The sequence below is a fragment of the Paenibacillus validus NBRC 15382 genome (assembly GCF_004000985.1).
GTDB classification, from domain to species: domain Bacteria; phylum Bacillota; class Bacilli; order Paenibacillales; family NBRC-103111; genus Paenibacillus_G; species Paenibacillus_G validus.
Genome location: NZ_BIMH01000057.1, coordinates 1 through 24,888, shown reverse-complemented (window position 1 = coordinate 24,888; position 24,888 = coordinate 1). Strand labels below are relative to the sequence as shown.

The following is a 24,888-nucleotide window of genomic DNA, read 5'->3' as shown; positions in this document are numbered from 1 at the left end:
ATTTCCCCTCGGGGAATTTTTATTTTGCCCAATTGGGCTCGGTAGCTCAGTCGGTAGAGCAGAGGACTGAAAATCCTCGTGTCGGCGGTTCGATTCCGTCCCGAGCCACCATGGAATTAACACGGAGGCTTAGCGAAGTGGCCAAACGCAGCAGACTGTAAATCTGTTCTCTGACGAGTTCGGTGGTTCGAATCCATCAGCCTCCACCAGTTATCCAGTATGAGCCATTAGCTCAGTTGGTAGAGCACCTGACTTTTAATCAGGGTGTCGTAGGTTCGAGTCCTACATGGCTCACGTTTAATTCAATATGCGGTTGTGGTGGAATGGCAGACACGCTATCTTGAGGGGGTAGTGGGCGTACGCTCGTGGAGGTTCGAGTCCTCTCAACCGCACCATATCCAAACATGCGTTCGTGGCGGAATTGGCAGACGCGCTAGATTCAGGTTCTAGTGGGGTAACAGCCGTGGAGGTTCGAGTCCTCTCGAGCGCATCGTGTATCAGAAAAGGAGCTTCAGCCTTTGAGGTTGAAGTTTTTTTTCTGCCGTAAGGCAAGATCGGCACTCATGGTATAGATCCATGTATGTGGGATCAAGAGCTCTCCTTGCTGCATGAAAAAAGTAGTTGACAACATGGTGTTATACATGATATGATATCCTTCGTTGACTTGACAAGATGTGCCCTTAGCTCAGCCGGATAGAGCGTTTGACTACGAATCAAAAGGTCGGGAGTTCGAATCTCTCAGGGCACGCCATTCATCTTCATCGAGTTACAAAGTGCATCTCTCAGGGCGCACACCATTGCAACAATTGTACGAGCCGGTATGGCGGAATTGGCAGACGCGCGCGACTCAAAATCGTGAGGGAAACCGTGGGGGTTCAAGTCCCTCTACCGGCATTAAACAACGGGATGTAGCTCAGCTTGGTAGAGCACCTGGTTTGGGACCAGGGGGTCGCATGTTCAAATCGTGTCGTCCCGATACTAACAACGGTAAACAAAAAATTGCGGGAATTTTCTCCGCAATTTTTTTGTTTTTTCTGCATGTCAAAACGTACCTCTCTCAAGGGAAGCTGAATTTCATAAGGCATCCGGCTGCACCCGGGATTCGCTTTATGAGCGGTTATTGTCCCGCCTGTTGCGGGGATTCTTACTCAAGCTCTTGGTCGGATCCCTGTTGGTTATTCGTGTCGTTATTATCAGAAGACAAAGGATTTCCGCTTTGCCGCACCTTCTCTTGAAATTCGAGCTCGTGCCTGAGCGCTTCCTCCTGTGTTTTCTGCAGCTCCTTCAATCGTTTCTTTTCGGCGGTTCGTCTCTGATTGTTCTGCTCGTATTCTTGCTTTTTGATTTCCTGATACATTTTCATCTGCTGCTGCAGTTCCGTATCAATCGGTTTATCGCTTTGCTGCCGCGATTGCTGATCAGGGGCATTCTCTTTTCCGCAGCCGGCAGTTAAGACGAGCGGAACGGTGAAGCAGAAGAGTAGACCAATAATAAGGTACCGCATACGCAGAGCATACCTCCCGGACTCGGCCGCGCAGTTAGGCCGGTGAGATGTTCGTCCGTTCGTTCCCGGCTAGAGAGAACCGTTCATTGCCGGACATCGCTTAGCTTGCCCTTTTTTGCAAAAAACATGTTGGTTCGCAGCTATTTTCATATTATGATGGATGATGAAACGAAAAAGGGCAAACTTGGGGTTATGGGGAGAATGCTGTATCGGCGGCTTCCCATTCATCGGACGTCGAGCTCTGCAAAGCGGTGGCGGAAATTTTGTTCGCCAATCAGAACGCTATGGGTATGAACCGTCGCCAATGGCAAGCTCCGCTGGCTGGCGGAGCTGGGCATTCATATACAGCCCCCGGCAGAGCAGAGAGAATGGGGTGCTGTACGGCTAGTAAGCAGCGTCGCGCTGGCTTGCGCCGAGCACATACACTTTAACGTTCTTCTTGACGCCGAAATCACGGGCTTCTTTCAGATCGGTCATGTAGACGTCGATGCGTGCGCCGCGAATCGCGGATCCGGTATCCTCGGCCGTACGAAGTCCTATACCGTCAATGAACACCTTCGTGCCGATCGGGATAATCTTCGGGTCGACGGCGATCGTGCGGCCTTCCTGCGCCTTGCTGCCGCTGTAGGTGATCCCGTATTGCGGGTGGGTAGGCGTCTTGCCCGTCGATTCGTAGCCGGCGGTGTAGGCGGTTAAGGTGGAAGACAGCACTTGTTCGACGACGTTCGTTTGGCCGTCGGCAAACTGCAGTGCAGGCTCCTGAACGGGAATTTCGAGCTGGGTGCCGATGGATAGCCGGCTCGCATTCGGGATCGAGTTGGCGGCCAGGATGGCAGTCAGGCTGACGCCGAACGAACGGGCGATCTGATACAGCGTATCGCCGGAGCGAACGATATAAGGAACGGTGGTCGGAATGACGACCGGCTCCGCCGCCGTATGCATCGTATCGGAAGCATCCTGGTTCGCCGGGTCTTCCGAAGCGATGTAGAAATCGTTAATAAAGATAGTTTCATAGCCGGCCGCGTCGGCCGGATCGGCAGCTGCCGGGGACGATAATGTCGTCACCAGGCTCAAACATGCGAATAAAACAACAAACATACGAGTCATACCATGCATCTCTCTCATTCCTCCTCTAGCAATATGTACCGATTCTGCTACTAGAGTTGCCGAAATGAGAGAGTTCTATACATGGTACATACCTTGACTCGACAATCGGAGGAAACCATATGGCAAAATTAACCGGCAAACGCATCGCGATTACAGGGCCGCGCAAAGCAGCGGAGCTGAGCATCATCGTAGAGAAAATGGGCGGTATCCCGCTTGTTCGACCGGCGCAAGGCACGGTTGCGGTCGAGGGAGAGCAGGTGCAGGGCGAAGTGGCGAAGCTGATCGAGCGGGGCGCCGACTGGATTATGTTGACGACGGGGGGCGGCACGGAGCTGCTCGTGCAAGCCGCCGAAGCGATCGGCAAGGCGGACGCTTTCGCTGAGCTGCTGCGCAGCACGCCGATTGCCGCCCGCGGCTACAAGACGGTGAATGTGCTGAAGAAGTTAGGCGTGATACCTCAAGTGCGCGATGACGACGGCACGACCTCCGGACTTTTACGGGCGCTGGAGCCGATCGATCTGCGAGGGAAACATGTCGCGCTGCAGTTGTACGGGGATCATGCGCCGCGGCTTGTCCGGTGGTTGGAAGAACGCGGCGCGACGCATCACGAAATATTGCCGTATCTTCACGTCGCTCCCGAGCTTGAGGTGGTGGACCGATTGCTGCGCGAGATCGTGAACGGCGAAGTGGACGCGGTAACGTTCACCAGTACGCCGCAAGTACGCTTCCTCCTGCAGTACGCCAGAGAGCAGGGTGTGGCCGGACAGCTGCTTCAGGCGTTCGCGGAAGGCGTCGTCGCCGTTGCGGTAGGCAAGGTTACGGCCGAAGCGCTTCGCGAGGAAGGAATCGAACGGGTGGTCGCACCCGAAGAGGAGCGGATGGGGAGCATGATGGTCACCCTCGCGAAATACTACGAATCGTAATCCGGCGTTTATTTGGGCCGGGATGGACAGGTATGGTATACTTTTCCTGTTGGAAAAGATACGATACCTTTTTGGCTTAAATGGAGGCTCCATCATGAATACGCCGGTAGTGAAGCTCCACCAGGTGACGAAAAAAATCGGCGCCAAAACAATCGTCGACGGGTTGACGTTCGAAGTCCGCCCGGGCGAAGTATTCGGATTTCTAGGCCCGAACGGGGCTGGCAAAACGACGACCATCCGCATGATGGTCGGATTGATCTCGATATCCGGAGGAGAAATCCGGATTCAAGGCCATAGCGTTCGCGGGCAGTTCGAGCAGGCGATGCGGCATGTCGGCGCGATCGTGGAGAATCCGGAGTTTTACGGCTTTATGACCGGGTATCAGAACTTGATTCATTTTGCCCGGATGATGCCGAGTGTGGATAAAGAGCGCATCGATGAAGTCGTGCGGCTCGTCCGCTTGGACAACCGGATTCACGATAAAGTGAAGACGTATTCGCTGGGGATGCGTCAGCGGCTCGGCGTCGCTCAGGCGATATTGCACCGGCCCTCGGTTCTCGTGCTCGATGAACCGACGAACGGACTCGACCCGGAAGGCATCCGGGAGCTTCGCGATTATTTGCGGACGCTGGCCCGCGACGAAGGGCTTGCGATCATCGTCTCGAGCCATCTGCTGTCGGAGATGGAGCTGATGTGCGACCGTGTCGCCATTATCCAGAACGGCCGGCTGCTCGATGTACGCTCTTTCAAGAACGCATCGGACGATACCGATACGCACGAGGTACGGTTTGAATTAGACCGCCCGGGGGATGCGCTGAAGCTGCTCCAGGACGAGCTGGAAGCGCGGACGGAAGGCTCGGAGCTGGCTGTCCGGCTGCCGAACCGGCGGGAGGCGATAGCCGCGCTGAATGCGCGTATCGTGGCGGCGGGTATCGCCGTCTACGGGATCCGTACGATCACCAAGACGCTCGAGGAGCAGTTCCTTGAGGTAACAAGGGGGAATCGGATTGTCTAGCCTATTCGCGCTCGTTCAGAACGAGCAGATGAAAATTTACAGCCGGGTGCGGACTTGGATCATGCTGGCGATTCTCATCTTATGCGTCATCATGACAGGGGTTCTGATGAAGTTCATGCTGGATGCGAACTTGGCGCACGTGCTGCAGTTTATGGCCTTCGCGACTTTCCTGACCATGCTGGTCACGATTTTCAGCGTCATTGTGGCAGGCGATATGGTCGCCTCTGAATTTACGTGGGGAACGATCAAGCTGCTGCTTATCCGCCCGGCGTCGCGAAGCAAGATTCTGGCGTCCAAGTACATCGCCGTGCTGCTGTTCGTGCTGACGCTGCTCGTCGTTCATTTCATAAGCGCCTATTTCACCGGGCTGCTGCTGTTCGGCGTAGGCGGACAGGTGGGCGAAGGGGTGACGATGGGAAACATTGTGCGAACGTACCTGCTCCACGCGGTGAATATTGTCATGGCGGTAACGCTCGCCTTCATGATCTCGGCGGTTTTCCGCAGCAGCTCGCTGGCTATCGGGTTGTCCATCTTTCTGTTGTGGACGAAAGACGGTATCGTAGCGGCGCTTGTGTCACTAAAGTACGAATGGGTCAAATACTTCGTCTTCGCCAACACGGATCTGACCCCTTACATTGTAGGCGGCAAGCCGCTCTTGCCCGGCATGACGTTAGGTTTCTCGGTTACGGTGCTGGTCTTGTACTGGCTGCTGTTTTACGGCATATCCTGGCTATTGTTTACGAAACGGGACGTTGCCGGCAGTTAGCGCAAATAAACGTGACGGTCTTCCGCTCAAGCGGAGGATAACGTCACGTTTTTTTGTAAGTGGTGCAAGTCGCTCTGTATCGCAAGAAAGCTTCCGCTGAAACATAAATGTATGTCCTTCGAAAAGGTCTCCGGTCAGGGGCTCTACATGCGGGGGACGTTCCGAGAAGGACGTTTCTTGCAGCTGCCCGGACGCTGGTTCTTCCGACCTATTGAACGGTGGTTTGACGGTGAACGGAATTGAAACCGCCTTCACGGAAACAGGCGGGCCAACAGGTAAAATAAGGTTAGGTAAACCTGTGAAAGGAAAGAGGAAAACCACAGATCGTGTCGAATGTTTTTTTGTTGGCCAATTTAACTAAAAGGGGATTTATGGTTACTTATGATAGAATTCAAAAATGTTTCCAAAGTGTATCCCAATGGAACCGTAGGTCTCAAAAATATTAATTTGAACATGAAAAAGGGAGAATTCATCGTCATCGTAGGGCTGTCTGGAGCCGGGAAGTCAACTTTGCTGCGCTCGATCAATCGCCTGCATGAAATTACCGACGGTCAAATCGTCATCGACGGCCATTCGATTACGGCGGCATCCGGCGCTCAGCTTCGGCGGCTGCGCCGCGATATCGGAATGATCTTCCAAAGCTTCAATCTCGTGAAGCGCTCCTCGGTGCTGCGCAACGTATTATCCGGGCGGGTCGGCTATCATTCGACGTTGCGGACCTTGCTCGGCTTGTTCCCGAAGCAGGATGTCGAGCTTGCCCTGAACGCCCTTTCACGTGTAAATATCCTGGATAAAGCCTACTCGCGTGCCGACGAGCTGTCCGGCGGACAGCAGCAGCGCGTATCGATTGCCCGGGCATTGGCGCAAGAAGCGAAAATCATTCTCGCCGACGAGCCCGTCGCCTCGCTTGATCCGTTGACAACGCGCCAGGTCATGGACGACCTGAAACGAATCAATCAGGAGCTCGGCATTACAACGGTCGTTAATCTTCACTTTATCGATCTGGCGCGCGAGTATGCGACGCGGATCATCGGGCTTCGGGCTGGAGAAGTGGTGTTCGACGGTCCGGTAGAAGAAGCGACGGACGAGAAGTTTTCGGAAATATACGGCCGTGCCATTAAGAAGGACGAGTTGCTGGGGGGAGAGGCGTAATGACCGACTCCGAGCGCAAGAAGATTTTACAGAAACCATCGCGTATGAAGTCGTATATGACGACGCTGCTGCTGATCGTGCTGCTCTGGTGGAGCGCGGAGAACACCGATTCGAGCCTGCCCAAGCTAATCCAAGGGGCGCCGGAGATGGGCAAGCTGATCGTCGAAATGTTCCCGCCGGATTGGAGCTATATCGACGTCGTCTGGGATCCGATGATGGAAACGGTGCAAATGGCCGTCATCGGTACGACGATCGGCGGACTGCTGGCGATTCCGATCGCGCTGCTCGCGGCCGGCAACGTCGCCCGGACGCCGTGGATTTACCAGCCGGCCCGATTCATTATGAACCTGATCCGGACCATTCCGGAGCTGCTGTTTGCCGGCTTGTTCGTCGCCATCTTCGGAATCGGCGCGGCGCCCGGCGTGCTGGCGCTTATTTTCTTCTCGTTCGGCCTGATCGCCAAGCTCACGTATGAGTCGATCGAAGCGATCGATCCGGGACCGCTTGAAGCGATGACGGCCGTCGGCGCGAACAAAATGCAGTGGATTCACTTCGGTGTCGTGCCGCAGGTGGCGGCGCAGTATGCGGCGTATTTCTTATACACCTTCGAAGTTAACGTTCGGGCGGCAGCCGTGCTCGGACTGGTCGGAGCCGGCGGGATCGGGTTGTTCCTGGATCGCACGCTGCAGCAATTCCGGTATGACCGCTCGGCGCTGATCATCATTCTGACGCTGGCGATCGTTCTTATTATCGATTACATCAGCACCAAGGTAAGGGAGAGGCTGCTATGAGTACGAAATCGGTTCGTAAACCTTTCCGTATCCGTTATTGGCTCGTTGCGATCATCGTGCTGGCCATTTACGTCTGGTCGTTCACCGGGATCGAGTTCGGGGGATTAACCGAAAATGCCGGCCGCGACTTCGCCACCATCATGAGCGGCCTGTTCAACCCGGACTGGGGATTCGTCTACGATCCCGAAGGAGAAGATTTGCTTCGAGGCTTGCTCGATACTCTGGGCATCTCGATCATCGGGACGTTCATCTCCGCCATATTGTGCGTGCCGTTCGCTTTCTGGGCGGCCACGAATATGAGCCGGTACCGCGCCGTAACCGGAAGCGGCAAATTCATGCTAAGCTTGATCCGCACGTTCCCCGAAATTATTATGGCCATCATTTTCATTAAGGCCGTCGGGCCGGGCGCTTATGCCGGCGTGCTGGCGTTAGGTTTGCACTCGATCGGCATGCTGGGCAAGCTGTATTCGGAAGCTATTGAAAACCTGGACATGGGGCCTACGGAAGCGTTGACCGCTTGCGGGGCCAACCGGCTGCAGGTGCTCTGGTTTGCGATTATGCCGCAGGTGCTGCCGCACTTCTTCTCGTTTGCGCTGTACCGGTTCGAGATTAATATACGATCCGCGTCCATTCTGGGCTTGATCGGTGCCGGCGGGATCGGCGCGCCGCTGATCTTTGCCTTGGAAGCCCGCGCATGGAATCGCGTTGGCATCATTCTTCTCGGCATTATTGTGATGGTGACGATTATCGACATCATCTCGTCGTCCATCCGCAAGCGTTTGGTCTAAAATTGACAACACCGATAAAGCCCCTTCTTGACAGCCGTCAAGGATCGGGCTTTATTGGCGTTGGGCAGGCAGATTGGAAGGGGTCGTGAAGAAATATCTTGCCAAAACAATTAAAGGTAGTTACAATGTAATCAAACATAGTGATGTAAACGCTTTACAAAAGGCCGGCAGGAAGTGAAAACATCATGATGTTAGAAACAATTGGTTTTTAGGGTGGCTAATTAACAAAAAATAAGCAAAGGGGCAAGCAGATGAAACAAATGATGAAATGGGCATCTGTTTTACTTGTCGGTACGGTCGCAATCACAGGCTGTGCTCAAACGAACAAAGCGGGCAGCGAAGCGCAAAATACAAACACCGGCGAGGCGAAGAAAAGCGAGTCGAAAGTAAAAATCAGCTTTATCCATTGGCGCGGAGAAGATAAAAAAGTGTTTGAAGAGCTGATCGCGGATTTTAATAAAGCGAATCCGAATATTTCGGTGGAAATGAACATCTTCCCGTCCGAGTCGTATCTGGCGAACGCCCAGGCTAAGCTGCTCGACGGTTCTTCCGGGGACGTGTTCGCTTCGTTTCCGGGCGCTCAATTTGAAACGATCTCGAAATCGAATTTATATGAGGACTTGAGCAAAGAGAGTTTTGTAAGCAATTACAATGACAATTTGATTCAAGCGGGGAAAAAGGACGGAAAACAGTTCGCCTTCCCTTACCAGTTAGTTTACAACCAGCCGATTTACAACAAGGCGATTTTTGAAAAATTAAAGCTGCAAATTCCTAAAAGCTGGGACGAGTTTTTACAGGTTTGCGAAACGTTAAAGAGCAACGGGTATGTTCCGATCGCCTTCCCGGGTCAAGATATCGGTCCAGGGCAGTTCGTCAACTCGATGATGATGAACAATAACACGGACGAAGACATCTGGTCCAAAGTCGAGTCGGGTCAGGCCAAGCTGACGGACGAATGGTTCGTCAAAACGTTGTCCCAATTCAAAGAGCTTGCGGATAAAGGATATTTCCAGAAGGATTCGCTCGGGACGAATAAAGATATTGCAGGATCGCTTTTCGCTCAGGAGAAAGCGGCGATGCTCGCGACCGGATCGTACATGATGTCCAGCAACAAGCAGCTTAACCCTAACCTGGTTCAAGGCTTGCTGGCGCCGATTACCGTATCCGCGGACAAGGCGGTATTCGAAGGGATTCATACGACGACCTTTATGCTCGGGGTCAACGCGAAGTCGAAGTACAAGGAAGAAGCCAAGAAGTTTATCGCATTCCTCAGCCAGAAAGAAAACGCTGAGAAGTATGCCAATCAAACCGGTCAGATGGTTACGGTGAAAGGCGTCCAATACAATACGCCGGAATTGAAGGAATCGGCCACTTGGATGGATAAGAAAACACGTTTTCATCCGCGGTATTTAATCAGCAATTCCCAGAATGAAAAAGCGGTTGTCGCTTCGATCCAAGCGGTGGTTGGCGGGAAAAGTCCGGAACAAGCCGCCAAAGAAGCCCAAGCTATTATCGATCAAAATGTAAAGAAGTAAGCTTAGCGGCATGGGAGGAGGCGGTCCCTCCTCCCATAGCAAGACGGAGGTAGCTGATGAAGCAGAGTAAATCGCTTTATTTGTTTGTATTGCCGGGCCTTTTGCTTTATTTGCTGTTCTTTGTGTATCCGACGATTAACGGGCTAATCCTTTCGTTTACGGACTGGGAAGGCATATCGCCGGAATGGAATTGGGTGGGGCTCGCCAACTATGAGAAAATGCTCTTTGGCGACATGATCTTCAAAAAAGCCATGGTCAACAATTTGAAGTTTATGCTCTGCGTAGTCTTGTTTCAAACCGTGTTCTCTCTGGTTTTGGCGATTTTGCTGCTGAAAAATTCGAAAACGAACGTTTTTCTGCGCGCGCTTTACTTTTTTCCAACGATTATTTCCTCGATCTCCGTAGCTTTCATTTGGGGATTCGTATTGAATCCGAACGTTGGGGCTTTAAACATTATGCTCGGGAATATCGGGCTTGAAGCCTTGGCGCAAAACTGGCTTGGCAATCCGAGCATCGCGATGCTATCGATCGCTTTCGTACAGATTTGGGCGCATACGGGACAGATGCTTGTCATCTTCGTAGCGGGATTACAAGCCATTCCCGGAGAGCTTTACGAGGCCGTTTACCTGGACGGAGCAAACCGCTGGCAAGCGTTCAAGAACATTACTTGGCCCATGGTCGCCCCGGCTGCTACCATCGTGGTCGCCTATACGACCATCCAGTCGTTCAAAGCCTTTGATTTGATCTTTGCCTTGACCGGCGGAGGCCCGGCCTTCTCGACGGAGATTTTATCCACCTACATTTACCATACGGCCTTCCAGAGCTCCGAATTCGGCTATGCGGCTACTCAATCGATGGCCTTCATGGCGATTATCGCGCTCATTACGTTTGTCCAGTTTAAATTGCTGAAGGGAAATCGCGCGGCTTGAGAAGCTTGTACGAAAGGATGAACCGCCCGTGAATCAGATCAATCAAGAAACAGTGGCAGGCGGCCTGCTCAAAAGAATCGTTCTTCTGCTTGGCGCGCTCCTGATCATTGTCCCGGTATCTATTGTCGTTCTCGCTTCTTTTAAAACTACGGCGGAGCTGTTTCAAAAACCGCTCGGGCTGCCCTCGGGACTGAATCTGGACAATTATATCAGCATGTTCAGGGAGCAAGCGATCGGGCAATATTTTATGAACAGTGTGGTCGTAACGTTGGTCACGATCTTCCTTATCCTGTTGTTTTCCAGTTTATTATCCTATGCGATATACCGATTTACCGGCTGGGTCGGGTTAGTCCTGTACGGATTGTTCGCGGCAGGGATGATGGTTCCTCCCCAGGTGAATATGATTCCGATTTACTCCCTTGTTTCCAAACTCGGGTTAACGAATTCCATCACGGGATTGATCGCCGTTTCCACGTCGGTATTCATGCCGGTTGCCGTATTTATTTTATCCGGCTTCATGAAGACACTGCCGAAGGAAATGATCGAATCGGGATCGATAGACGGAGCGAACGAGTGGAAGATGTACACCCGGATTGTGCTGCCTATCACGCTGCCGTCCTTATCCGCCTCCGCCATTTTTTTGAGCGTCATGATTTGGAACGATTTATTGTATCCGCTGCTCTTTATTAATTCCAATGCTAAGAAAACGTTACCCTTGGCCCTGCTGCAATTTCAGGGTGAATATTTGACCAATTATCCGATGATTTTCGCCGGTGTCGTGATCGCTTCGGCCCCTATGGTTATCGCATACGTATTCCTGCAGCGCTTCTTTGTCGAAGGGGTAACGGCCGGATCGGTTAAAGGCTAGAAAGAGATAAGGAGAGAAACATGAGAGAGAAACTTAGAGAGCTGCAAGCGTTCAATCCGCATGTTCGGTTGTATACCGTGAATGAGGAACAATTTCGGCCATATGGCAGCGTGTTAACCGGCTATGATTTTCAGGAAATCCTGACGCTTATGGAGAATACCCCGATTCCGCAAGAGGGCAATACGTATGTGGCTTCGGTAGAGGAACTGGAGCAAACGGCAGTCAAGGAAACGCTCCGGGCCTCGATGTATGGAGGGATGGACATACAGATCGGCTACTGTAACGGTCGGAATTCCAGCCTTAACGGCTTGGAGTACCACAAAGGCAGTGAAATCAATGTCGCAGTGACGGATCTTGTGCTTCTTCTGGGAAAGGTGCAGGATATCCGGGACAATTCGTACTCGACTGAACATATACAAGGGTTTGTCATTCCTCGCGGAACGGCCGTAGAGCTGTATGCGACAACGCTGCATTTTGCGCCCTGTAAAGTTTCCGATGAGGGCTTCAAGTGCGTCGTGATTCTTCCGAAAGGCACCAACGAACCGCTGGATCGGCGGCCGGAACAGGTGACGGCTGAGGATCGGCTTCTGTTTATGCGGAACAAATGGCTGCTGGCCCATCCGGAGCGTACGCCTTTGCTGGAAAGAGGCGCACATCCCGGCATTATCGGCGACAATCTGGCGATTAATTACTAGCCTATTCGGGGAGCGTGAATCGGTTGATTAGCGAAGCAACTAATGAAGAGGGCCTTATCATTTACCGGCATGAGGATGGATTCGAAATCAAGTTAAACGGCTCGGCGCTCATTAGCCATACGACAGACCAGCCTTTGCTGTATGTCGGCTACGGCGAAGAAACGATGGAGATGTACAGAGGAAACTTCGACATCCAGGATTATGTGATCGAACGTTTGGCGCTGCGGCACGCGGAATGGAAGAAGCAAGGGGAGGCCGAGTTTGTAACGTTCTTTAACGCGAAGGGCGGACAGCCGTACCTGACGCTTTCTTTAGAGCAGGAGGCGCATGGCATCCGGCTGGCGTTCACTTCTGAGCAGTCGTCGATCAACCGTGTTTGGTTCCGGGTTGCATCGGATGCGGAGGAGAAAGTATACGGCTGCGGAGAGCAAATGTCGCACTTCAATTTAAGGGGCAAAAGCTTCCCGCTGTGGACTTCCGAACCGGGCGTAGGGAGAAATAAGAAAACCTATACGACTTGGCAGGCCGATGTGCTCGATAAGGCGGGCGGGGACTATTATACGACGAATTATCCGCAGCCGACTTACGTGTCCAGCAAGAAATATTACTGTCACGTCGAAACGACGGCTTACGCGGACTTTAATTTCACAAAGCCGAATTACCACGAGCTTCAAATCTGGGGCGTGCCTCGCTGGATCATCGTGGAAGCGGCTGCAACCTTCGTCGAGCTGGCAAGTCTTATTGCCGACAGATTCGGACATCAGCCTGAGCTTCCGGAGTGGACGTATAACGGGATTATTCTCGGCATTCAGGGCGGTACGGGCGTGGTCGAGGCCAAGCTGGAGCGCGCCTTATCCAAGGGTGTCAAGGTAGGGGGCGTGTGGTGTCAGGATTGGCAGGGCAAACGGATCACTTCCTTCGGCAAACGATTAATGTGGAACTGGCGCTGGAATCCGGAGGAGTACCCACAGCTGGACGAAAAGATCGGACAGTGGAAAAAGCAGGGCATCCGGTTTCTAGGGTATATCAATCCTTATGTCGCCGTCGAAGGGGATCTGTTTCAAACGGCAAAAGCAAAAGGATATTTAGCGCTAACCGAACAGCGCGATATTTATTTGGTCGATTTCGGCGAGTTTTATTGCGGAGTCGTGGACTTTACGAATCCCGAGGCTTGCGAATGGTACAAACAGGTGATTAAGGAAAACCTGATCGATTTTGGCTTGGATGGCTGGATGGCCGATTTCGGCGAATATTTGCCCATCGATCTTACTTTATACAGCGGCGAATCCGCCAAATTGATGCATAACGCATGGCCTGTGCTGTGGGCGAAGATCAACTATGAAGCGGTAAAAGAAGCGGGTAAGCTGGGCGAGATCGTTTACTTTATGCGGGCCGGTTATACCGGCGTGCAGCAATATTGCACTTTGCTGTGGGCGGGGGATCAAAGCGTGGATTGGTCGCTTGACGATGGACTCGCTTCCGTTATTCCCGCAGCCCTGTCTTCGGGTATGGTGGGCAACGGACTGCATCACAGCGACATTGGCGGCTACACGAGCTTGCACGGAAACAAGCGCAGCAAGGAGCTGTTCATGCGGTGGGCGGAAATGGGCGCCTTTACCCCGGTAATGCGAACGCATGAGGGAAATCGCCCGTATGATTGCTGGCAGTTCGACAGCGACGATGAAACGCTGGAGCATTTGGCCAGAATGACGGAGATTTACACTTTGCTGTCGCCTTATACGAAGGCTATGGTCAAAATCAATGCGGAATTGGGAATTCCCGTACAAAGACCGCTGTTTATGCATTATGAGGAAGATGAGCGCAGCTACGATATTCAGTACCAGTACTTATACGGTCCCGATCTTCTGGTTGCGCCGGTGCATCAAGAGCACGAGACGTCCTGGACGGTCTATTTACCTGAAGATGAATGGGTGCACTTATGGAGCGGGGCGAAGTATACAGGGGGCTTCATCCAGGTAGAGGCTCCGCTCGGCAAGCCGCCCGTATTTTACAGGGAGCATTCATCGTATAAAGAGTTGTTCCGTGAAGTGGGGCAGCTATAGAGAACATAAAGTCTTTGCCGCATCAAACAATTCCATGACCGAAGGTGTGACACTTCCATGTTGGAAACATCCGTGCTTTACTTGCCCATTGGCCGCAAAACATTTGACTTGGCTGCAGCGGAGGTCGTTTGGGCCGAAACCTCCGAGTTTCTAAAGAAGCAGTGCCGGACGCTGCACGAGCCTGAGCATATCCTAACTTCGATTGAAGAGCTGGAGCAATTCTTGCAGAGCGTCCAGGGTCAATCTATCGATTCCGTCGTGTATCAAAGCGTCACGTTCGCAGACGGGGAATTCGCCGTCAAAGTGCTCGAATATTTCAAAGCGCCCGTGATCGTTTGGTCTGTACGGGAACCGAGCGTGGGCGGACGCCTTCGCTTGAATTCTTTAACCGGAGGCAACAGCACCTGCAACGTATTAAAAAATCTAGCGCATCCTTTCGCCTTCGTATTCGGCAATCCTTCGGAGCCCCGGTTGCAGGAGAAGCTTCACATGCAGCTCCAGGTGAACCAGGTGATCCATAAATTAAAGCAGCTGTCGATCGGTATCGTCGGGGAGCATCCGCCGGGCTTTTTCTTCTCCGATTCGGACGAAGCGGAACTGCAAACGGCGCTGGGCGTCCGATTGCACAAGCTCGATCTGCAGCAAGCCTTCAGCGAATGCGCGAAAATCGATGAATCGCGATGGATTCGTGCTGTCGAAAGGGCTGAAAAGCAGGTCGTAGGATTAAACCGGTCCGATGAAACGGTCAAAAAATTTGCCCAATTTTATTCGTACCTCGAAGATTACATTCAAGAAAACCGGATCCAGGCCTTAGCGGTTCGCTGCTGGCCGGATTTCTTCAATGAGCTTGGAGCTGCGGCTTGCTCTACGTTATCCCAGTTTACGGAAGGCGGCATCGTCTCCTCCTGTGAGTCCGACATCCACGGCTCCATCTCGATGTATGTGCTCCAGGAGCTAAGCGGCGGAAGCGCGCCTTACTTGGGGGATCTCGTGCATGTGAATGAGGAACGGAACTCCGTAGTCTTTTGGCATTGCGGAGCCGGGGCGTATTCGCTTGCCCATCCGTCAACGGGTGCGCAAGCGGGCGTGCACCCTAACCGCAAGCTTGGCTTTACGATGGAATTCGGGCTGAAGCCCGGCGGCGTTACGATCTTCAGAGTAAGCCATACGCCAAGCGGCTATAGGCTCCTCGTCATGCGGGGGAATGCGCTGGATGTGCCGCAGCCGTTTAACGGGACTTCCGTCGAGGTGCAGCTTCCTCTTGATGTCAGCCGGACGCTGACCGGACTTATGAACGAAGGGTTCGAGCCTCATTTTGCGCTTGTGTACGAGGATGTGGTTGATGCCTTAATCGAACTTGGGCGACAACTGGGGATAGAGACGATCGCTTATGTTTGATTCAGGAGGTGGTTTTTATGCTTAAAATCGCTGTCGGGCAAGCCGGAGGGCCAACCTCTGTCATCAACGCGAGTCTGGTAGGCTTTGTAGACGGTCTGCCCGATCAGACTCAAATTTACGGTATTATGAACGGGTATCAAGGCTTGGTTGAGAACGATCTGGAGCTCATCGAAGGCTCTGGCCTGGACTGGCTCAGAAGTCATAAAAACGTACCAGGCGCCTGCTTGGGGTCGGGAAGGTATCCGTTCACTCCCGATTCCATAACGAAAGCCGTGCTCAATCTGAAGGAAAGAGATATTCATACGCTTGTCTTTATCGGCGGCAACGGTACGATGGCCGCATTGCAAAAAATGAGCGAAGCCGCCGCTTCCATGAATTACGAGCTGCAAACGATAGGGATTCCCAAAACGGTGGACAATGACTTATCCGGCACCGACCATGCGCCGGGTTATGCAAGCGCAGCCCGTTATGTTTCATTATCCGTCAGGGACATAAGCAAAGACCTGGAAGCTATGCGCAATTTCGAGCAGGTGAGAATTATCGAAACGATGGGCCGCAATGCCGGTTGGCTCGCTCTTGCCGCCGGATTGCTTAAGCAGTCCGAATTCGAAGGGCCGCACATGATCTGCGTGCCGGAAGTTCCCCTGTCGAAGGAGCGGTTTCTGGCGCAGGTCCAAGACATCGTGAAGGAGAACGGCATGGCGACGATTGTCGTTAGCGAAGGCGTTACCTTCGACGGGGATTCGCAAGTGCAAAGAGAAGTCGTGAAGGGCAGAGCGGTTCTCGGGGGCATTTCTACGGAGATGGAACGATTGATCCGGATGAATATGGGAATGACCGTCCGTTCGGAAAATTTAGGGATGAATCAGCGCTGCGCCGTGTGGGCTATCTCCGATCAAGATCGAACCGAGGCTTACGAGGTTGGGAATGAAGCGGCTCTTTACGTAAAAAAAGGAATGTCCAATGTCATGGTAAGTATACAAAGAAACCAGGTAATTGGATATAATTATAAATTAAAGAGCGTCGCCCTTGAACATGTGGCTAACGACGGGGAACGGTTATTGCCCCAGGAATACATTTCAAGGCCAGCCGAATTTTACTCGTGGCTTGAACAATTAATTGGAGACCGCATCATGAGATATCCTCCGATGTGGAGAAGGAGAGCCTTCGATGACCTCATACAGCATCAACCCGAATTCCGTAGATCCCAATAAGAACATTGCGTTATATCAACAAGTCAAGGATGCCCTGCTCAAGCTTATTCACAACCAGGTGTGGCGTCCCAACAGCCTGATTCCTACGGAACAGGAACTGATGGAGACGTTCAAGGTAAGCCGCACGACCATCCGGCAAGCGATCAATATGCTTGTTCAGGAGGGGCTGCTGGAGAAGCGCCAAGGGAAAGGCACGATCGTGCTGCCGCTGAAGCTCGTAGGGAATCTGGGGCGCCTGCGCGGTTTTGCGGAAGAAGTCATGGAGCGGGGACTTGTCCCGCATTCGCAGCTCATCCGGGCGGAGTTTGTGTCGATGTTAAATTTTGAGAAATCGGTGCTGCAGGTGCCGGAGAATGAAAGTGTCTTAATTATTGAACGAATTCGGCTTGCCAATGATGTGCCCATTGCTTTAGAACGCAGCTGCTGGCCTGAGAAAATCGGACAAATTCTTATGAAATACGATCTGAATTCAGCTAAATACTATGAAATATTAGAAAATCACGGAACATTTCTCAAGCATGCCAAAGAAAAAATATCAGCGATCAACGCAACCCTGCATGAAGCCGATCTTCTCGGGATTCGCGCCGGTGAGGCTTTACTGGAGATGACCCGGTTAAGCTTCGGGATCGACGATGCTCCGATGGAATATACAAGAACGAAATTCAGAAGCGACCAATATAGTTACGATATTGAACTTACGCGCTAAGGAGAGATGCATCATGCCTTTTATTTCCGGTACAACGATGTTGAAGAACGCTTGGGACAACGGGTACGCCGTCGGCGCTTTCAGCGCTCATAACGCGGAAAGCATCCAGGCGATTTTGTGGGCCGCGGAAGCGGAGCAGGCGCCGGTCATGATTCAGGTCGGTCAAAGAGTGATCCACTATATGGGGCTCGAGCCGATGAAGGTCATGATCGATACGTTTGCCCAAAATACGAACATCCCGGTGTGCATCCATTTGGATCATAGCCGGCAGTACAATCAAACGATGAAAGCCATCCAACTTGGCTTTCAATCCGTCATGTTCGACGGGTCGTCGCTTCCCTTTGAGGATAACGCTTCGATTACCCGCAAGGTTGTGGAGGCTGCAAGAGCTCTTGGCATCGGATCGGAAGGGGAAATCGGAAAAATAGGCGGAACAGAAGACGACATTACGGTCGATGAAGAGGATGCAATGATTACCTCGGTGGAGGATGCGGTGCGTTTTGTACAGGAAACCGATGTTGATTATTTGGCGGTTTCCATCGGTACGGCGCACGGCATCTATAAGAATCCCCCAAAGCTCGCGTTCGCGCGTCTCCAGGAAATTGCAGAGGCTGTGAAGCGTCCGATCGTGCTTCACGGAGGTTCGGATGTGCCGGACGAACAAATTACAAAGGCCATCTCCCTGGGCATCTCTAAAATAAACGTCGATACGGAATTGAGACAATCGTTTACGCAAGGTATGCTTGACGTGCTGCTGAAAGACCGGGAGGAGTATCATCTGGCCGTATCGCTTGGCCGCGGCAGAGAGGTCATGCAGGCCAAAGTTCAGGAAAAAATCCGCTTGTTCGGCAGCTCCGGCAAAGCGCGTGATTACCACAATTAGTTACGATTAAAGATCGTAACATTACTATAAATACGAGGTGATGTATTCGTGGATTTCAATCGAGCATTCGGTTTATATGTCAACGGACAATGGGAACAAACGGAAAGAATCATGCAGGTGACCGACAAATATACGTTACAGCCGTTTGCCGAAATTGCACGGGCCGAGAAGAGCCATGTCTCGAGGGCCGTAGAAGGTGCAAGCGCGGCTTGCCGACAGCCGTTCGCGCCATTCGAGCGTTATCGGGTTCTCATGAAAGTGGCGGAGCTGCTTCAAGCAAAGAAAGAGCTGTTTGCAACAACATTGGCCGCAGAGGTAGGCAAGCCGATCCGCGAATCGCGGGGCGAAGTGGATCGGGCCATTCAGACGATCATTATATCGGCGGAAGAAGCGAAGCGCATTCACGGGGAGGGCATTCCGGTGGAGTCGGCGGCCGGCTCGGAGAACCGGATGGCGTTCACGATCCGCGTCCCGGTTGGGGTCATCGCTGCCATTACTCCGTTCAACGTTCCTCTCAATCTGGTATGCCATAAAATTGGTCCGGCTATTGCGGCCGGCAACAGCGTCGTATTGAAGCCGTCGGAGGTTACTCCCGTTGTTTCGCTGTTGTTGGCCGAGCTGTTCGGCGAGGCCGGGCTGCCCAAGGGGCGATTGCAGGTCGTGACCGGCGACGGCGCAGAGATCGGCTCTTGGCTGCTTGAGGATCAGAGGGTGAGCATGTTTTCCTTCACGGGCAGCGTACGCGTCGGGGAAATCATCCGTCAACAAGCGGGCTTGCGCAAAGTCGCGCTGGAGCTCGGAAATAACTCGGCGACGATCGTGCATAAAGACTGCGATTTGGACCAGGCGGCCGAGTTGGTGGCGCTCAAAAGCTTTAATAACTCCGGTCAAGTATGTATTTCCGTCCAGCGCGTTTATGTCCATGAAGAAGTCAAGGAGGCGTTCATCGAGCGGGTGAAGGCGAGAACGAGCAAGCTCATCGTGGGCAATCCGCTGGAGGAAACGACGGACATCGGGCCGATGATCAGTGTAAGGGAAGCGGAAAGAGTGGAGAGCTGGGTACGGGAAGCGGTGGAGCAAGGAGCGGTTCCGGTGCTTGGAGCCAAGCGGGAAGGGGCGTTCTACTATCCGACGATCTTGACTCATGTTCAGCCGGGCATGAAGGTTTGCTCCCAGGAAGTTTTCGGTCCGGTCGTCTCTATCGATACGTACCGGGAGGAGGAGGAAGTCATTGCCAAAGTGAATGACTCGGACTACGGTCTTCAAGCCGGGCTGTTCACCAATGACCTGCGCTTTGCCATGAAGGCGGCCAGAGAAATTGAAGTGGGCGGACTCATCGTTAACGACGCTTCCGCTTACCGTGTAGACCACATGCCTTATGGCGGAGTGAAACGCAGCGGAACCGGCAAAGAAGGGCCGGCCTATGCGATAGAAGAAATGACGGAAGAGCGGCTCATTGTGCTGAATTTATAAAAGAGGAGAGCAGGAAACAAGCTTTCTGCTCAAGATGCGCTTAGAGCGGTTTGGCAAGGAGGCCTAGCACATGGAACAGCTGCGGAAGACGAATGCATTCATGGAGAAGTGGATTTATGTGATCATGCCTCTGATCATGCTGCTCGGCTTGACATCCGGTCAAGGGCTTTCGGCCTGGACGGGATGGACGTCGTTTCTTTTTATGATCCTGACCTTTATTTCATCGATGCAAGCCGATTATCGCAAATTTGTTCTTTTATTCAAAAAACCGGGTTTCCTCGTTTTGTTCATGGCAGGCGTGCATCTGGTTATCCCATGGACCGTTTTTCAGATCAGCGGCCTAGTCTTCCCTTTCCATCCGGATTTGGTTACCGGCGTTACGTTGTCAACGCTGCTTCCCCTTGGCGTGACCTCCATATTTTGGGTCGCCTATAATAAAGCAAGCGTAGAAACCACTTTATCGTTAGTATCGCTGGATACCCTGCTCAGTCCTTTTATCGTTCCTTTGACTTTGTCCGTCGTGCTGGGGTCTCATGTCAGCCTGAATGTGGAAAGCCTTACGATGAATCTGCTGAAGCTCGTGCTCATTCCTACTGTCCTTGGTATGCTTTTTGGCGAATATGTGATGAAAAAAGCGGAGAAGCCGTGGCTCAAGCCCGCTTCTTCGCTCGTTGGCAAAGCCTGTCTTTATATCATCGTCTTGTTGAATGCCGCTTCGATCTCGGAACAGATTGACGCCATCGGTTCTAACGCGGTTCTTTTGGTCGTGACCCTGTTTGTCACCCTGATATTCGGATATCTGGCGAACTTTCTCATCGCCTCTGTGTTTACAGATGACCGAAGCGAAAGGGTGGCGATATCATATTCCGGCGGCGTGCGGAATTATACCGTCGGCGTCGTGCTGGCCGCCGCTTTCTTCAAGCCTATCGTTGCTCTGCCGGTGTTGATTGCTATGCTGCTTCAGCATCCGATGGCGCTGCTGTTTTATTATGTATTTCGTTGGACCAGGCATGAGGCCAAGCTCAAGGAGAGCTCCGGCATGTAAACAGAAAAAACACCTTCGGCTTCGCTGCAATAAGCGAAAGCCGAAGGTGTTTCTGTTAGGAACGTGTCCGATTACTTCTGACCGATGCTCTTGGAATATTCGCGTACGACATCGAATTTCTTGTCGTCGGATTTGACATAGCCGCGGTGCGAGTATACATCGAAAATGATTTTGGCGCCTTCCGGATCTTTGCCGATATCGATGAACGCTTGGGCAATCTTGTCTCTCCAAGCTTGATCCATGTCGTTGCGCACGGTGATCGTATCGTTCGGAATCGGAGCGGTGAAAGCGACGACGCGGGTTTTTTCGAAGACGTCCGGTATATCTTTCTTCACGGTGTTCCGTGCGTCTTGGAAAATTGCGGCAGCGTCGGTTTGACCGTTCAATACGGCTAGTACGCCTTTGTCATGGCCTTTGACTTCAATGCCTTTGACGTCTTTCTCCGGATCCACGCCCGCTTTTTTCATTTCGTTAGCTGGCCATACGAAGCCGGCGGAGGATGTTACGCCCTGCCATGCGATCGATTTGCCTTTCAAGTCTTTCAACTCTTTAATCGGGGAGTCCGCTTTGACGATGATCATCGCTTTGTAGAAGTCTACGAGATCTTTCGTTTCGGCGCCGGTATTATCGTCGATGCCGAAACGCTGCGCTTGCAGCAGCAGGTCGGCCGCTTTCTTCTCGTCATGCGCAAGCACGTAGGCGTTCGGAGGAAGGAAGCCGATATCGACTTGCTTGGACGCCATCGCTTCGATAACCGTGTTGTAGTTCGTCGAAACGGAAACCTTGACCGGAATGCCGAGCTTGTCGCCGAGCAGCTTTTCCAGCGGTTTCGCTTTCGCTTCTAGCGTTTCGGCGCTTTGGGAAGGCACGAATTGAACGCGGAGCTCTTTCGGTTCGAAGCCTTTAGCCGCAGGGGCTTCTTGTTTTTTGTCCGCAGGCGCCGGGGCCTGACCGCCTTGGTTGTTGTCCGTTTTCGTAGCGCAACCGACGGCAAGTCCGGCTGTCAGAATGAGGGACAAGCTAAGGGCAGACATTTTTTTTAGCATAGCAAATTGACCTCCTGTTAATTGTCTTTTAACAAATACACTATACCACAATTTGGGGAGATGGACAGTTAAAAATTTGTTAATATGTCGCATTTGTGTTAATTTTCCTCACATGAAGCTGCATATGGCTCTTTATCCCTGAATTTGTTATAGTGAATTCAAATTCATGACAAATGGAGTTGAACCCCCGCTGTGACCCAGAAGTTGACGATCACCGTGCTGGAAACGAGCGACATTCACGGAAACATTATGCCCATCCAATATGCCAATCATAAGCCCATTGAAACGGGGCTCGCCAAAATCGCAACGTTGATTCGGCAAGAACGCGAGCGCGGCCGCCCGCTGCTGCTCGTGGATAACGGCGATCTGATTCAAGGTACGCCGCTGGCGTATCATCATGCCAAATTGAACGCGAACGAACCGAATCCGATGATTCAATGCCTGAATGAACTCGGGTATGACGCGGCAGTCGTGGGCAATCACGAGTTCAATTACGGCATGGGGCTGCTTCGCAAAGCCGTCGGCGAGTCTTCGTTCCCTTGGTTAAGCGCCAATATTGTGAATGCTTCGGACGAGCAGCCTTTTTTGGGGAAGCCCTACATCATTCGTTCGTTCGAGCATGAGCTGAAGGTCGCCGTACTTGGATTGACCACGCCTTACATCCCGAATTGGGAAAAAGCGGAGCATATCGCCGGCTTGCGATTCCATAAAGCGGTGGAGTCGGCACAGCGCTGGGTGCGGTATTTGCGCGAGGAGGAAGGGGCCGATGTGGTGATCGTGTCGTACCACGGCGGGTTCGAGCGTCATCTGGAATCAGGCGAACCGAGCGAACCGCAAACGGGTGAAAATGAAGGCTACGCGCTGTGCCGCGATGTCGAAGGCATCGATGTGCTGCTGACCGGTCATCAGCACCGGTCCATCTCGCGGACGCGCGTATGCGGCGTGCCGGTCGTACAGCCGGGCAGCGCCGGCGCCTGGCTCGGCAAGGTGACGCTGACGGTAACCCGGCAGCCGGACGGAAGCTGGCGCGTGACGGACGCCTTGTCCGAGCTGCTGTCGCCCGAAGGCGTAGAACCGGATGCGGCGGTGCTGGCGATTACGGAGCCGCACGAGCGTAAGGCGCAAACATGGCTCGATCAACCGATCGGGCGGCTGATCGGGGATATGCGGGTGCACGATCCGATGCGGGTGCGGCTGGAGGAGCACCCGTTGATCGAGTTCATCAACAAGGTGCAGATGGAGCTGTCCGGCGCGAAAATTTCCAATACGGCGCTGTTCGATAACATTTCGCCGGGATTCCCGGAGCATATCACGATGCGCGATATCGTCTCCAACTATATCTATCCGAACACGCTGCAGGTTATCCGCGTGAAGGGACGAGACATTAAGGCTGCGTTGGAGCAATCGGCCGGTTATTTTGCCACTTACAACGGGGAAGGCGACATTCGTGTCAGCCCTGCGTTCAGCGATCCGAAGCCGCAGCACTACAACTACGACATGTGGGAAGGCATCGAGTATAAGCTCAATATATCGCGTCCCGTCGGCTCGCGGGTGGAGGAGCTTCGCTTTGAAGGCCGGCCGCTTGATCCGGAGGCCGACTACGACGTTGTGATGAACAATTACCGTGCGGCGGGCGGCGGCAATTATATGATGTTTCAAGGCAAGCCCGTCGTGAAGGACATCCCGACCGACATGGCTGAACTGCTCGCCGGTTATATTATGGAACGCGGCACGATCGAAGCGACGCTGAATCACAACTGGGAGATCGTATGGGACGGCAAGCCGAAGCGGGATAAGGCCTAAGCGGTATTTCAAACGGATGGATCAAGCTGTGGCGCTGTGGGGTATCGAAGGATTATGAACGAATACGTATCGCGGCTCGCTGTTTGCGGCGTGCGCGTGTGGCGTATCCGGGACAGGGGAGCGGATTAAGCGATGAGGGCAGTCGGGCAGGAAGAGCATGCGGCGGAATTCGAGTTATATCCACTGGGCGAAGCAGCAGTCGTCATCCGGGTAAATCCCGGCCCCTCCCCGACATCGACCGGGTTCGATGCTTCGCGGGCACGGCTGGCGGCATTCGTCCGCCTGCTGGAGAAGGAGCGCCCGCCCGCTATTACGGAATGGGTACAAACGTATGCGACGGTTACTTTGTTCTATGATGTGTGGTCGGTGTACCGGGACGGCTTCCCCCCTGGAACGGCGGAGCCAGTCTACGACACGAGCGAACGGCGGGAGCGTACGCCTTATGAGCAAGTGTGTGCGTGGATTGAGAGGCTGCTTGGCTCCCGGGAGCATCCGGCAGGGGCCGGGGCGGATGCGGTAGGGTGCGGTGCGCGGCAAGCCGGACTCGCGGCGGCGGGTGGGGCAACGGCGGAAGCGGTGGCGCCCGAGGAAGAGGCGATTCCGGCGACGCACGTCGCCCCTGCCGCGGTGGAGATTCCGGTCTGTTTCGCAGACGATCTGGGAGCCGATCTGCGGGAGGTGGCGGATCGGGCCGGTATGTCTCCCGGCGAGGTCATCCGGCTGTTCTGTTCCGCGGATTACGAGGTGCAGTTGATCGGCTTCTTGCCCGGCTTTCCTTATCTCGGGGGGCTGCCCGCGAAGCTGGCGCATCCGCGTAAAGCCGTGCCGCGCCAGAAGGTGCCGGCCGGCTCCGTCGCGATCGGCGGTGTTCAAGCGGGCATCTACCCGATGGAGGCGCCGGGCGGCTGGCAGCTGATCGGCCGGACGCCGTATGCGTTGTTCGACGCGGAGCGGGAGCGGCCGAGCTTGCTGCAAGCGGGGGACCGCGTGCGTTTCGTTCCGGTCGATCGCGCGCAGTACGACGAGCTTGCGCGCGATCCGGCCGCAGGCTGGTTAACGCGGGAGGAGGGACGATCATGAGCGTTGTCGTGTTGGAGCCGGGGCTGCAGACGACCGTACAGGACGCCGGCCGCTTCGGCCTGCGCGGCGTCGGCGTCGTGCCCGGCGGGGCCGCCGATGCGTTC

At 53.4% G+C, this 24,888-nt stretch carries 22 protein-coding genes and 8 tRNA genes; 27 read left to right on the top strand and 3 right to left on the bottom strand.

The window, feature by feature from the left end; all coding sequences use genetic code 11:
- The first annotated feature begins 35 nt into the window (after positions 1 to 35).
- From PVA01S_RS23445 to PVA01S_RS23410, 8 genes are all read left to right on the top strand, one after another.
- Positions 36 to 111, top strand: a tRNA-Phe gene (locus PVA01S_RS23445).
- Positions 112 to 123: 12 nt separating this feature from the next.
- Positions 124 to 209 (top strand) — tRNA-Tyr (locus PVA01S_RS23440).
- A 12-nt stretch (positions 210 to 221) separates the two neighbouring features.
- A tRNA-Lys gene (locus tag PVA01S_RS23435) sits at positions 222 to 294 on the top strand.
- A 15-nt stretch (positions 295 to 309) separates the two neighbouring features.
- Positions 310 to 395 (top strand) — tRNA-Leu (locus tag PVA01S_RS23430).
- An 11-nt stretch (positions 396 to 406) separates the two neighbouring features.
- Positions 407 to 490 (top strand) — tRNA-Leu (locus PVA01S_RS23425).
- A 184-nt stretch (positions 491 to 674) separates the two neighbouring features.
- Positions 675 to 751: transfer RNA gene (locus PVA01S_RS23420), tRNA-Arg, on the top strand.
- A 63-nt stretch (positions 752 to 814) separates the two neighbouring features.
- Positions 815 to 894: transfer RNA gene (locus tag PVA01S_RS23415), tRNA-Leu, on the top strand.
- Positions 895 to 902: 8 nt separating this feature from the next.
- Positions 903 to 976: transfer RNA gene (locus tag PVA01S_RS23410), tRNA-Pro, on the top strand.
- A 168-nt stretch (positions 977 to 1,144) separates the two neighbouring features.
- Here the strand turns inward: PVA01S_RS23410 and PVA01S_RS23405 are convergent.
- Together PVA01S_RS23405 and PVA01S_RS23400 are read right to left on the bottom strand one after the other, a co-directional pair.
- On the bottom strand, positions 1,145 to 1,504 hold the full coding sequence (locus tag PVA01S_RS23405; RefSeq protein WP_054798040.1) for a hypothetical protein: 360 nt from the start codon (positions 1,502 to 1,504) through the stop codon (positions 1,145 to 1,147).
- A gap of 384 nt (positions 1,505 to 1,888) precedes the next feature.
- Complete coding sequence (locus tag PVA01S_RS23400; protein WP_244933032.1) at positions 1,889 to 2,620, bottom strand: 3D domain-containing protein; 732 nt, start codon at positions 2,618 to 2,620, stop codon at positions 1,889 to 1,891.
- Between the two features lie 110 nt (positions 2,621 to 2,730).
- Between PVA01S_RS23400 and PVA01S_RS23395 the strand changes: the two genes are divergently transcribed.
- The 17 genes from PVA01S_RS23395 (at position 2,731) to PVA01S_RS23315 (ending at position 20,855) form a co-directional block, all read left to right on the top strand.
- Positions 2,731 to 3,534: a uroporphyrinogen-III synthase gene (locus tag PVA01S_RS23395; protein WP_127609996.1), complete on the top strand. Its 804-nt coding sequence runs from the start codon at positions 2,731 to 2,733 to the stop codon at positions 3,532 to 3,534.
- A 94-nt stretch (positions 3,535 to 3,628) separates the two neighbouring features.
- Positions 3,629 to 4,549 (top strand): ABC transporter ATP-binding protein, encoded by a 921-nt coding sequence (locus PVA01S_RS23390; protein WP_127609994.1) that lies wholly within the window; start codon positions 3,629 to 3,631, stop codon positions 4,547 to 4,549.
- The gene (locus PVA01S_RS23385) at positions 4,542 to 5,315 is read left to right on the top strand and encodes an ABC transporter permease (protein WP_054798042.1); all 774 of its coding nucleotides are present in this window, start codon (positions 4,542 to 4,544) and stop codon (positions 5,313 to 5,315) included. Before PVA01S_RS23390 ends, PVA01S_RS23385 begins: the two co-directional genes overlap by 8 nt.
- 381 nt (positions 5,316 to 5,696) lie before the next feature.
- Positions 5,697 to 6,467, top strand: coding sequence for a phosphonate ABC transporter ATP-binding protein (phnC, locus tag PVA01S_RS23380; protein WP_127609992.1), 771 nt, complete (start codon positions 5,697 to 5,699; stop codon positions 6,465 to 6,467).
- A complete protein-coding gene (gene phnE, locus PVA01S_RS23375; protein ID WP_054798044.1) occupies positions 6,467 to 7,258 on the top strand; it encodes a phosphonate ABC transporter, permease protein PhnE in 792 nt (263 codons plus the stop codon). Before phnC ends, phnE (PVA01S_RS23375) begins: the two co-directional genes overlap by 1 nt.
- A complete protein-coding gene (gene phnE, locus PVA01S_RS23370; protein WP_127609990.1) occupies positions 7,255 to 8,046 on the top strand; it encodes a phosphonate ABC transporter, permease protein PhnE in 792 nt (263 codons plus the stop codon). Before phnE (PVA01S_RS23375) ends, phnE (PVA01S_RS23370) begins: the two co-directional genes overlap by 4 nt.
- Positions 8,047 to 8,297: 251 nt before the next feature.
- Positions 8,298 to 9,581, top strand: a complete 1,284-nt coding sequence (locus PVA01S_RS23365; protein ID WP_372814709.1) for an ABC transporter substrate-binding protein — start codon at positions 8,298 to 8,300, stop codon at positions 9,579 to 9,581.
- 56 nt (positions 9,582 to 9,637) lie between these two features.
- Positions 9,638 to 10,510, top strand: a complete 873-nt coding sequence (locus PVA01S_RS23360) for a carbohydrate ABC transporter permease (protein WP_174817610.1) — start codon at positions 9,638 to 9,640, stop codon at positions 10,508 to 10,510.
- A gap of 28 nt (positions 10,511 to 10,538) precedes the next feature.
- A complete protein-coding gene (locus PVA01S_RS23355) occupies positions 10,539 to 11,378 on the top strand; it encodes a carbohydrate ABC transporter permease (RefSeq protein WP_127609988.1) in 840 nt (279 codons plus the stop codon).
- Positions 11,379 to 11,398: 20 nt separating this feature from the next.
- Positions 11,399 to 12,073, top strand: coding sequence for a DUF4867 family protein (locus PVA01S_RS23350; RefSeq protein ID WP_127609986.1), 675 nt, complete (start codon positions 11,399 to 11,401; stop codon positions 12,071 to 12,073).
- 26 nt (positions 12,074 to 12,099) lie between these two features.
- Positions 12,100 to 14,136 (top strand): alpha-glucosidase, encoded by a 2,037-nt coding sequence (locus tag PVA01S_RS23345; protein ID WP_054800251.1) that lies wholly within the window; start codon positions 12,100 to 12,102, stop codon positions 14,134 to 14,136.
- 57 nt (positions 14,137 to 14,193) lie between these two features.
- The gene (gene sftI, locus PVA01S_RS23340) at positions 14,194 to 15,534 is read left to right on the top strand and encodes a sulfoquinovose isomerase (protein WP_127609984.1); all 1,341 of its coding nucleotides are present in this window, start codon (positions 14,194 to 14,196) and stop codon (positions 15,532 to 15,534) included.
- Between the two features lie 17 nt (positions 15,535 to 15,551).
- Positions 15,552 to 16,748, top strand: coding sequence for a diphosphate--fructose-6-phosphate 1-phosphotransferase (locus PVA01S_RS23335; RefSeq protein WP_127609982.1), 1,197 nt, complete (start codon positions 15,552 to 15,554; stop codon positions 16,746 to 16,748).
- Positions 16,705 to 17,454 (top strand): GntR family transcriptional regulator, encoded by a 750-nt coding sequence (locus PVA01S_RS27560; protein WP_127609980.1) that lies wholly within the window; start codon positions 16,705 to 16,707, stop codon positions 17,452 to 17,454. Before PVA01S_RS23335 ends, PVA01S_RS27560 begins: the two co-directional genes overlap by 44 nt.
- Positions 17,455 to 17,467: 13 nt before the next feature.
- Positions 17,468 to 18,337, top strand: coding sequence for a class II fructose-bisphosphate aldolase (locus PVA01S_RS23325; RefSeq protein ID WP_127609978.1), 870 nt, complete (start codon positions 17,468 to 17,470; stop codon positions 18,335 to 18,337).
- A gap of 111 nt (positions 18,338 to 18,448) precedes the next feature.
- A complete protein-coding gene (locus tag PVA01S_RS23320) occupies positions 18,449 to 19,810 on the top strand; it encodes an aldehyde dehydrogenase family protein (protein ID WP_127609998.1) in 1,362 nt (453 codons plus the stop codon).
- Positions 19,811 to 19,880: 70 nt separating this feature from the next.
- Positions 19,881 to 20,855 carry a bile acid:sodium symporter family protein gene (locus tag PVA01S_RS23315; RefSeq protein WP_127609976.1) on the top strand — a complete coding sequence of 325 codons (975 nt, stop codon included), beginning with the start codon at positions 19,881 to 19,883 and terminating at the stop codon, positions 20,853 to 20,855.
- A 71-nt stretch (positions 20,856 to 20,926) separates the two neighbouring features.
- Here the strand turns inward: PVA01S_RS23315 and PVA01S_RS23310 are convergent, their stop codons facing one another.
- Positions 20,927 to 21,901 carry a phosphate/phosphite/phosphonate ABC transporter substrate-binding protein gene (locus PVA01S_RS23310; protein WP_127609974.1) on the bottom strand — a complete coding sequence of 325 codons (975 nt, stop codon included), beginning with the start codon at positions 21,899 to 21,901 and terminating at the stop codon, positions 20,927 to 20,929.
- Between the two features lie 192 nt (positions 21,902 to 22,093).
- Here PVA01S_RS23310 and PVA01S_RS23305 point away from each other — a divergent pair, with 192 nt between their 5' ends.
- Complete coding sequence (locus PVA01S_RS23305; RefSeq protein ID WP_127609972.1) at positions 22,094 to 23,704, top strand: bifunctional metallophosphatase/5'-nucleotidase; 1,611 nt, start codon at positions 22,094 to 22,096, stop codon at positions 23,702 to 23,704.
- Positions 23,705 to 23,836: 132 nt separating this feature from the next.
- Positions 23,837 to 24,784: a 5-oxoprolinase subunit PxpB gene (gene pxpB / locus PVA01S_RS23300; protein ID WP_127609970.1), complete on the top strand. Its 948-nt coding sequence runs from the start codon at positions 23,837 to 23,839 to the stop codon at positions 24,782 to 24,784.
- Positions 24,785 to 24,888 lie beyond the last annotated feature (104 nt).

Bases quoted from the DNA above. Each gene is read 5' to 3' on its own strand.
- PVA01S_RS23400 (WP_244933032.1), bottom strand. From the start codon at position 2,620: ATGCATGGTATGACTCGTATGTTTGTTGTTTTATTCGCATGTTTGAGC.
- sftI (WP_127609984.1), top strand. From the start codon at position 14,194: ATGTTGGAAACATCCGTGCTTTACTTGCCCATTGGCCGCAAAACATTT.
- PVA01S_RS23365 (WP_372814709.1), top strand. From the start codon at position 8,298: ATGAAACAAATGATGAAATGGGCATCTGTTTTACTTGTCGGTACGGTC.
- PVA01S_RS23320 (WP_127609998.1), top strand. From the start codon at position 18,449: ATGCAGGTGACCGACAAATATACGTTACAGCCGTTTGCCGAAATTGCA.
- PVA01S_RS23405 (WP_054798040.1), bottom strand. From the start codon at position 1,504: ATGCGGTACCTTATTATTGGTCTACTCTTCTGCTTCACCGTTCCGCTC.
- PVA01S_RS27560 (WP_127609980.1), top strand. From the start codon at position 16,705: ATGACCTCATACAGCATCAACCCGAATTCCGTAGATCCCAATAAGAAC.
- pxpB (WP_127609970.1), top strand. From the start codon at position 23,837: ATGAGGGCAGTCGGGCAGGAAGAGCATGCGGCGGAATTCGAGTTATAT.
- PVA01S_RS23395 (WP_127609996.1), top strand. From the start codon at position 2,731: ATGGCAAAATTAACCGGCAAACGCATCGCGATTACAGGGCCGCGCAAA.
- phnC (WP_127609992.1), top strand. From the start codon at position 5,697: ATGATAGAATTCAAAAATGTTTCCAAAGTGTATCCCAATGGAACCGTA.
- PVA01S_RS23390 (WP_127609994.1), top strand. From the start codon at position 3,629: ATGAATACGCCGGTAGTGAAGCTCCACCAGGTGACGAAAAAAATCGGC.
- PVA01S_RS23310 (WP_127609974.1), bottom strand. From the start codon at position 21,901: ATGCTAAAAAAAATGTCTGCCCTTAGCTTGTCCCTCATTCTGACAGCC.
- PVA01S_RS23335 (WP_127609982.1), top strand. From the start codon at position 15,552: ATGCTTAAAATCGCTGTCGGGCAAGCCGGAGGGCCAACCTCTGTCATC.
- phnE (WP_127609990.1), top strand. From the start codon at position 7,255: ATGAGTACGAAATCGGTTCGTAAACCTTTCCGTATCCGTTATTGGCTC.
- phnE (WP_054798044.1), top strand. From the start codon at position 6,467: ATGACCGACTCCGAGCGCAAGAAGATTTTACAGAAACCATCGCGTATG.
- PVA01S_RS23315 (WP_127609976.1), top strand. From the start codon at position 19,881: ATGGAACAGCTGCGGAAGACGAATGCATTCATGGAGAAGTGGATTTAT.
- PVA01S_RS23350 (WP_127609986.1), top strand. From the start codon at position 11,399: ATGAGAGAGAAACTTAGAGAGCTGCAAGCGTTCAATCCGCATGTTCGG.
- PVA01S_RS23325 (WP_127609978.1), top strand. From the start codon at position 17,468: ATGCCTTTTATTTCCGGTACAACGATGTTGAAGAACGCTTGGGACAAC.
- PVA01S_RS23360 (WP_174817610.1), top strand. From the start codon at position 9,638: ATGAAGCAGAGTAAATCGCTTTATTTGTTTGTATTGCCGGGCCTTTTG.